A 7,899-nucleotide genomic window follows, 5' to 3' on the forward strand; every position below is an offset into this window, starting at 1 on the left:
TGTTTGGCAGCCGCAAAGAAGGCGACCTCATCAATATTGAAATCGATCCGCAAACACAAGCGATTGTGGATACGGTGGAACGATATTTAGCAGCTAAAGCTTAGTTGAAATGAAAAAAGTGCGGTAGAAAACGATGTTGTTTTTTACCGCACTTTTTATTCTTCCGAAGGAAGGGATAGCCCCTTTTTCATTTCGCAGTGCTATAATCACTAACCATATCTTGAGATTTGTCGGTCAGTTGCCAAAAGCCATCTTCAGTTGATTTACGTGTGGCTTTCAATGATTCTAAAGAGTCTTTCCTATATTCTAACTCATCGTCATCATCACTTAATCTTTTTAAAACTTCCTTATCTTCATTTTCTGATAGTTTTTTCAGATAATCCCTAGTTTCTTCTTGTGTTCTACGATCAAGCTCTTCTTGTCTTAAATCTCTTAGTTGTTGCCTATGTGAATCTTTTCCACCCCTAAGATCTTTAAACATATCAGACATTTCAGATCGTGTAGTGCCACCTAAATTTAAGGCTAATTCTAAAACACCCCCACCTACTTTTTTACTTGCTGATTTAAGCTTGCTAGTTAGATTACCTGTTTTGTAATTATCTTTTAAAGTAGTAGGCGATCTTTTTAATCTATTTAATAACTTTTGATCTTTTTCCTGTATGATTTGCTGAATTTTATTCAAGTCTAGAGTCAGATTTACTTTTCGTCCTTCAAGTTTTATCCAAAAACCGGATTAAAACATCCCAAACTTGCCTCTGCGTCTAGCGCTAGGGCTGCTGCTTTTTTGCTTATTTTTATAGTTTCTACCTTATTAGAGTATTACGACTTCGGTTTTTAGCTCGACGCCAAACTGCTCCAAAACGTGCTCGCGGGCTAAATTTATGAGCCCGATTACGTCCGCGAAGGTCGCGGCGTTAAAATTTACGATGAAATTTGCATGCCGCTCGCTAAATTTAGCCCCGCCTATCGCGTAGCCCTTTAGCCCCACCGATTCGATCAGTCTGCCTGCGTAGTCTCCGGGCGGATTTACGAAACAGCTGCCAAAGCTAGCGCCCTTTGGCTGATTTGCGCGCTTAGCGGCAAAGTCCGCCGCAAGAGCCGCGTCAAATTCGCGCGAGATTTTAAACTCGGCGCCAAATATCGGCTCATCTATCCCGCTTTTGCGGTAGCTAAAGCTTATCCTCTCGCGCTCTACCCAGCCGCGTCCTAGCCGTACCGCGAGTAGATCGTCGCTGATGCTAACGCCGCAAAGCCCCGCGTTCATTTTTATTAGTCCGCCAAGCGTACCGGGGATATTTTGCAAAAACTCAAATCCGCCGATACCCTGCTTTTTGGCGAAGTTGTAAATTTTGCCCGACTTCGTCGCAGCGCCGATACTAAGCACGTCGCCGCTTAAGTTTATATAATCAAACGCGCCGCCTAGCATCATCATCGCGGGCGGGTTTGGCGAGACTAGTAGGTTATTTGCGCCGCCTATCATCACGTGCCCGGCAAATTCCGGCTTTAGAGCGTCAGCAATGCTTTCTAGCACCGCCACTTCGTGCACGCCGCCCACTCGCACCGAGCTAAATTTGGAAAAATCTATAAGCTGCGTCATTGCACGAAATTCGGGATAAACTCTATCATGCGCGTCGTGAAATCGACCATCATCGAAACCATCCACGGCATCAAAAATATAATCACGACGACGACTAAAATGATCTTTGGCACGAAGCTTAGCGTCATCTCGTTTATCTGCGTCGTAGCTTGAAATATACTGATGATAAGGCCCGCCGATAGGCCCGCCAGCAACATCGGAAAGCTCAGATATAGCGCGATCTTAAAAGTTTCGATACCGAGTTCTATGAGCGTTGATTGCATTAGCTAAACCTTATATCGTTGTACTCGGTCGGCACGAGGTAGTTTTTCGCATCGATAGGCAGTGGGTAAAATCCGTGCTCGTAACCAAGCGCAAAGAGCCTGTTTACCGCCTTTAGCTGCGTTTCGTTCATCGAGATGGAGCTATCATTTGCGTAGAGATTTAGATAGGTTTTTAGCTTTTCTTTATCGACGCGGATGAGGTTTCGTTCCATTAGCATGTGCGACAAAAAGGGCTTATGTGCGGTGGCGATACGTACGCCCTCGGTTAGCACGCGCTCGCACTCGGTAGCGTCCGTTATAGGCAGGCTGCGGCGAACCGCCATACCGCCTAGCGGTAGCGGTAGATTTTCGCCCGCTAGCTCGCTCCAGATATCCCAGATCTCGCGCTCCACGCAAAGCTCGTCCGAAAAATCCAAAATACTCTCGTGTATCAGCACGCCCGCGTCCACCTCGCCGCTTAAAACCGCGCCCTCGATGTCGAGAAAATTTTTATAAATCACGCGCGCCTGCGGGTATGTCATGCGAAAAAGCAAGGCGTTTGTCGTGTGCTTGCCGCTTAGCGCGACCTTGAAATTTCGCTTTAAAACCGCGCCCTTTTTCTTAACTAGCTTTGGACCATAACCCTCGCCGAAGCTCACCGCCGTGCGCAAAAGCGCGTATTCGTCACAGATAAGCGGATATAGCGCGAAGCTAATCGCCGTGGCCTCATAGGTGCCCTTTAGCGCCTCGTCGTTTAGCGTCTGGATATCAAGCGCGGTGGCGCTAAATTTTAGATTTTTGGAGCTTACCCAGCCAAAATCAATCGCCTTATACATAAAAATATCGTCGGCGTCGGGCGAGTGAGCGACGTTTATATGCTTAAAAATCTTCAAATTTTATCCTTTTTGCTCCGCTTTAAATTTCGCGCGCGGCTAAATTGCGAAATTATAGTAAATTTTTGCTACAATCGCCATAAAAATGCGGAATTTATAAAGAAAAATATGGAAAATCAGGCGTATTTAAAAGAGCAAATTTTAACTTATCTGGGCAACAAACGCTCGCTTTTAAGCTTCATCGAACAAGGCGTAAATATCGCAAAACAGGCACTCGGGAAAGAAAAACTAAGCTGTTGCGACCTTTTTAGCGGCAGCGGCATCGTGTCGCGGTTTCTAAAATCCCACGCAAATTTTATCGTCGCAAACGATTTGGAGCTTTATAGCCGCGTCACAAACGAGTGCTACCTCGCAAACGCGGACGCAAAATTTAAAAAAGAGCTTGATTTTTGGCATGACAAATTAACTCGCCAAATCGGCGCAAATTTACGCGAGGGCTTTATTTGCGAGCTTTACGCGCCAAAAGACGAGGCAAATATTTCGCCTGCTGACCGCGTCTTTTACACGAGAAAAAACGCCGCCTACATCGACACCGCACGCCAGATGATCGATGCGCTCGTGCCGCAGGAGCTGCACGTTTTTTTTATCGCGCCGCTACTTTATTCAGCTAGCGTGCACGCCAATACCAGCGGCATTTTCAAGGGTTTTCACAAAAACAAAGACGGCCTGGGGCAGTTTGGCGGACGCGGCAAACACGCGCTATCTCGCATCACGGCAGACATCAGCCTGCTTAAGCCCGTTTTTTCAAATTTTAACGTCGAATTTGACGTGCAAAGTCGGGATGCAAACAAGCTTGCCGCCGAGCTTCCGCCGCTTGATCTAGTCTATCTTGATCCGCCGTATAACCAGCACCCCTACGGCTCGAACTACTTTATGTTAAATTTGATCGCTAACTACGAGCGCCCGAGCGAAATCTCGCGGGTTTCCGGTATCGCTAGAGGCTGGAACCGCTCGGTGTTTAATCAAAAATCAGCCGCCGCGCCGGCATTTTTCGAGCTAATCTCAAAGCTAAAAGCAAAATTCGTGCTCATCTCGTTTAACTCCGAGGGCTTCATCGCGCGCGAGGAATTTAGCCAAAATTTAGCAAGGCTCGGCGAAGTGCGAATTTTAGAGCAAAAATATAACGCCTTTCGCGGCAGCAGAAATCTAGCCAGCCGTCCGACGCACGTGAGTGAGCTGCTTTACGTTTTAAAAAAGGCGTAAATTTAGGCTAAATTTGACCGCACCCAGACCCGTTTCAAATTTGCGTAAATAATCAAAAATTCATCTCAAATTTGATAAAATCAGCACGATTATTTTAAATTTAAGGAAGCCGATGGCAAAAGAAAAAGAAGAGAAAAAGATAGTCCCACCGACAAACGATTCAGACAAGAAAAAGGCCTTAGACGCGGCTTTAAAGCAGATAGATAAAGCATTTGGCAAGGGTACGCTAATCCGCCTTGGCGACAAGCAAGTCGAGGCGATAGATAGTATCTCCACGGGTTCGTTAGGACTTGACCTGGCCCTTGGTATCGGCGGTATCCCAAAGGGCCGTATCATCGAGGTTTACGGGCCTGAGAGCTCGGGTAAAACGACTCTGACGCTACACATCATCGCCGAAGCGCAAAAAGCGGGAGCCACGTGCGCTTTTATCGACGCCGAGCACGCTCTAGACGTAAAATACGCGGCAAATTTGGGCGTAGATACCGAAAATCTCTACGTTAGCCAGCCTGACTTTGGCGAGCAGGCGCTAGAAATCGTAGAAAACCTCGCTAGAAGCGGTGCAGTCGAGCTGATCGTCGTGGATAGCGTCGCCGCTCTAACGCCAAAAAGCGAGATCGAGGGCGACATGGGCGATCAGCACGTAGGCCTGCAAGCTCGTCTAATGAGCCAGGCGCTGCGCAAACTCGCGGGCGTCGTGCACAAGATGAACACGACCGTGATCTTTATTAACCAAATTCGTATGAAGATCGGTGCTATGGGCTACGGCACTCCTGAGACCACTACGGGCGGTAACGCGCTTAAATTTTACGCATCCGTGCGCCTAGACGTGCGAAAAATCGCCACTCTAAAACAAAACGAAGAGCCTATCGGCAACCGCACAAAGGTAAAAGTCGTGAAAAACAAGGTCGCACCTCCGTTTAAAACGGCGGAATTCGACATAATGTTCGGCGAGGGTATCAGCCGCGACGGCGAGATCATCGACTACGGCGTGAAGCTAGATATCATCGACAAAAGCGGCGCGTGGTTTAGCTACAAAGCCGCCAAAATCGGCCAAGGCCGCGAAAACGCGAAAGCCTATCTCAAAGAGCACTCGGAGATCTCCGACGAGATCGTAACTACGATAAAAAGCTCGATCGGCCTAGATAAGCTAATAAGCGGCGCGGGCGGCAAAGATAGCGACGAAGACGGCGAAAGCATAGAAGAAAATACGGAGGAATAAAATAATGGTATTTATAGAAGACGTAACTGCGATAGAGGTACTTGACAGCCGCGGCAACCCGACCGTGAAAGCAACCGTGGCTCTAAGTGATGGCACCGTAGCAAGCGCGATAGTGCCAAGTGGCGCAAGCACGGGCAAACGCGAGGCGCTGGAGCTTCGCGACGGGGGCGATAGATACTGCGGCAAGGGCGTGCTAAAGGCTGTTGAAAACGTAAATTCGCAGATCGCCGAAGCCGTGATCGGACTAGATGCTTTTGGTCAAAAGGCGCTTGATGATGAGATGAGAGAGCTTGACGGCACCGATAATTACTCAAATTTAGGCGCAAATGCGGTGCTTGGCGTATCTATGGCGGTAGCGCGCGCGGCGGCAAAGAGCCTTGACGTGCCTTTGTATCGCTACCTAGGCGGCGCAAACGCTAGCGTACTGCCGGTGCCGATGTTTAATATCATCAACGGCGGCGCGCACGCGAACAACAGCGTGGATTTCCAAGAATTTATGATTATGCCGTTTGGATTTGATAAATTTAGCGACGCGTTGCGAGCGGCGAGCGAAATTTACCACACGCTAAAAGGCCTTCTAAACGCGGCCGGTCACAGCACGGCGGTGGGCGACGAGGGCGGATTTGCGCCGAATTTAAACGATAACGAAGAACCGATCAAACTCATCATGCAAGCTATCGAAAAAGCTGGCTACAAAGCGGGCGAGCAGATCAAACTAGCCCTTGACGTCGCGGCTAGCGAGCTGTATGAAAACGGCAAATATAAGCTAGAAGGCAAGGAATTTAGCAGTGAAGAGCTGATAGAGCGATACGCGCAACTTTGCGAGAAGTATCCGATATTTTCGATCGAAGACGGCCTAAGCGAGGACGACTGGGCGGGCTGGGCGAAGCTAACTAGCAAGCTTGGCTCTAAAGTGCAGCTTGTGGGCGACGATCTATTTGTAACGAACGAGAAAATTTTGCGCGAAGGCATCGCCAAAGGCGTAGGCAACGCGATCCTAATCAAACCGAATCAAATCGGCACCGTAAGCCAAACTATGCAGACGATCCGCCTAGCGCAGCGCAAAGGCTACCGCTGCGTGATGAGCCACAGAAGCGGCGAGAGCGAGGATAGCTTTATCGCGGACTTCGCCGTCGCGATGAATACGGGCCAAATCAAAACGGGCGCAACCTCAAGAAGCGAACGCAACGCCAAATACAACCGCCTGCTTGAGATCGAGCGCGAGACGGACGAGTTTTTAGGAAATCAAATTTGAGCGAAGTCCTAGACGAATACGTCGAGAAAAAGCCTTTTGATTTCAGGCTTTTTCTCAGATTTACGCTCATAGCGTTTTGCGTGATATGTTTTGGTATCTACGTGGGCAATATAATCTTTGGCAAGCGCTCGCTAGACGTGATGCTAAGCCTACAAGAGCAAAAAACGCAGCTAGAACGTGACGTCGAAACGCTAAAAAAACAAAACGCCCAGCTGCAAAAGGCGTATTTCGAGCTAAAAGAGCTTGAGCCAAGCAGCGGCGGGTAAATTTAGCTTTATAAATTTAAAAACGGGGGAGTTATGAAAATCGGTAAAATTTGGCTTTTGGCGCTGGCCTGCGGGTTGGCTTTTGGCAGAGAAAATCCTTTTGCGCCCTCGGGCGATGTAAACGCGAGCATGACTAGCAGCAACGTCGTGGAAAATTTGCCGCCTTTTGAGAAGCAAAATTTCAAATTTCCCGCCGACGCTAGAAACTTCATCTCCGTCACGCTAAAATACAAAAGCCTCGACGGCAGCGTCAAGGAAAAAACCGTCGATATAAACAAAAGCATCTCGTGGCAGGATGAGTTTTTGCTCAGCAAGATCGCAGTGCCCATCGTCGTAGAAAAGCCCGACGTCTCGGTCACTAAAGAGGAGCCAAAAGCCGCCGCGATAGACGTCGCGCCAAAGCCTGCCGAGCGCAATATGACAACGCAAGAGCCGCTAAAAGACGTCGTCATAAAGCCACTTGAAAAGCCGCAACCGCAAAAGCAAATCGTCTATAAGCAGACGAAATTTGAGATCTATCCGATGCAGATAAAAATCCTCACGACCGACGAGAAGCTAAAGGACTACTCGATCAGCAAAGGTACAAAGGTCGTGATCGACTTTGCCTCGCAAACGGATGTAAATACTAGAAAAGACGAGCTTGACTGCGGCGCGTTTAAAACGGCTCTTTTTGGCTCGCACGGCAAATTTTACCGCGTAGTTTTTGATCTCGACGGCAGCTACAAACACGAGATCGAAAAGACGCAGGACGGATATCTGCTAAAGCTTTCTAGATAAATTTGATTTTTACGCGCCGATTTTTGGGCGTGTAAATTTGCACCGATAATTTCTCGCGGCAAGGACTAAATTTGAGCCTTCGCCGCGTTTTTAAATTTGGCTTTCAAATTTAGCCGAATTTGCCTTAATATAAATTTCCCCGCATTTTTCCAAATTCCCCGCCCAATTTCACTCAAATTTAACCGCCATTTGGCTAAGATTTCGCAAATTTGACTTAAGGGATAAATTTGAACAAACTCGCACTTAGCCTCGCCTCCCTTTTCCTCATCTTTTTCGTAAATTTTATTTACGAAAAGCTATCCGGCCCCACTCGTTTCGTCGTTACCGCCGATACCAAGATAATCCCCGGTTCGGAACTAAGCAAATACGTAACGCAAGAGGAGATAGACGATTTTGCTTTTAGATACTGGGATATAGATAAGCAGATAAAGGACGACGCATTTGCGG

General features: G+C 47.9%; 9 protein-coding genes and 1 pseudogene. 6 read left to right on the forward strand and 4 right to left on the reverse strand.

Going from position 1 to position 7,899, the window contains the following annotated elements; genetic code table 11:
• Positions 1–187 precede the first annotated feature (187 nt).
• From Q0200_RS01565 to Q0200_RS01580, 4 genes are all read right to left on the reverse strand, one after another.
• Complete coding sequence (locus Q0200_RS01565; RefSeq protein ID WP_297936961.1) at positions 188–682, reverse strand: hypothetical protein; 495 nt, start codon at positions 680–682, stop codon at positions 188–190.
• Between the two features lie 129 nt (positions 683–811).
• Positions 812–1,597: a UDP-N-acetylmuramate dehydrogenase gene (locus Q0200_RS01570; protein ID WP_297936963.1), complete on the reverse strand. Its 786-nt coding sequence runs from the start codon at positions 1,595–1,597 to the stop codon at positions 812–814.
• Positions 1,594–1,860, reverse strand: a complete 267-nt coding sequence (gene fliQ, locus Q0200_RS01575; protein WP_002953589.1) for a flagellar biosynthesis protein FliQ — start codon at positions 1,858–1,860, stop codon at positions 1,594–1,596. Before fliQ ends, Q0200_RS01570 begins: the two co-directional genes overlap by 4 nt.
• On the reverse strand, positions 1,860–2,726 hold the full coding sequence (locus Q0200_RS01580) for a menaquinone biosynthesis family protein (RefSeq protein WP_297936974.1): 867 nt from the start codon (positions 2,724–2,726) through the stop codon (positions 1,860–1,862). The genes fliQ and Q0200_RS01580 overlap by 1 nt, the downstream gene beginning before the upstream one ends.
• Positions 2,727–2,840: 114 nt before the next feature.
• Here Q0200_RS01580 and Q0200_RS01585 point away from each other — a divergent pair, with 114 nt between their 5' ends.
• The 6 genes and pseudogenes from Q0200_RS01585 to Q0200_RS01610 all read left to right on the forward strand — a co-directional run.
• Positions 2,841–3,935 carry a DNA adenine methylase gene (locus Q0200_RS01585; RefSeq protein ID WP_297936966.1) on the forward strand — a complete coding sequence of 365 codons (1,095 nt, stop codon included), beginning with the start codon at positions 2,841–2,843 and terminating at the stop codon, positions 3,933–3,935.
• A 112-nt stretch (positions 3,936–4,047) separates the two neighbouring features.
• The gene (gene recA / locus Q0200_RS01590; protein ID WP_297936968.1) at positions 4,048–5,154 is read left to right on the forward strand and encodes a recombinase RecA; all 1,107 of its coding nucleotides are present in this window, start codon (positions 4,048–4,050) and stop codon (positions 5,152–5,154) included.
• Between the two features lie 4 nt (positions 5,155–5,158).
• Positions 5,159–6,409 (forward strand): phosphopyruvate hydratase, encoded by a 1,251-nt coding sequence (eno, locus tag Q0200_RS01595; RefSeq protein WP_297936970.1) that lies wholly within the window; start codon positions 5,159–5,161, stop codon positions 6,407–6,409.
• Complete coding sequence (locus Q0200_RS01600; RefSeq protein WP_002953583.1) at positions 6,406–6,675, forward strand: hypothetical protein; 270 nt, start codon at positions 6,406–6,408, stop codon at positions 6,673–6,675. The genes eno and Q0200_RS01600 overlap by 4 nt, the downstream gene beginning before the upstream one ends.
• 33 nt (positions 6,676–6,708) lie before the next feature.
• Positions 6,709–7,452, forward strand: coding sequence for an AMIN domain-containing protein (locus Q0200_RS01605; RefSeq protein ID WP_297936972.1), 744 nt, complete (start codon positions 6,709–6,711; stop codon positions 7,450–7,452).
• A 227-nt stretch (positions 7,453–7,679) separates the two neighbouring features.
• Positions 7,680–7,899 (forward strand): annotated as a pseudogene (locus Q0200_RS01610) (ankyrin repeat domain-containing protein); the annotation flags it as partial.

The organism is uncultured Campylobacter sp., assembly GCF_938045225.1.
Classification (GTDB): Bacteria; Campylobacterota; Campylobacteria; order Campylobacterales; family Campylobacteraceae; genus Campylobacter_A.

Bases quoted from the DNA above. Each gene is read 5' to 3' on its own strand.
- fliQ (WP_002953589.1), bottom strand. From the start codon at position 1,860: ATGCAATCAACGCTCATAGAACTCGGTATCGAAACTTTTAAGATCGCG.
- Q0200_RS01570 (WP_297936963.1), bottom strand. From the start codon at position 1,597: ATGACGCAGCTTATAGATTTTTCCAAATTTAGCTCGGTGCGAGTGGGC.
- Q0200_RS01585 (WP_297936966.1), top strand. From the start codon at position 2,841: ATGGAAAATCAGGCGTATTTAAAAGAGCAAATTTTAACTTATCTGGGC.
- eno (WP_297936970.1), top strand. From the start codon at position 5,159: ATGGTATTTATAGAAGACGTAACTGCGATAGAGGTACTTGACAGCCGC.
- Q0200_RS01605 (WP_297936972.1), top strand. From the start codon at position 6,709: ATGAAAATCGGTAAAATTTGGCTTTTGGCGCTGGCCTGCGGGTTGGCT.
- recA (WP_297936968.1), top strand. From the start codon at position 4,048: ATGGCAAAAGAAAAAGAAGAGAAAAAGATAGTCCCACCGACAAACGAT.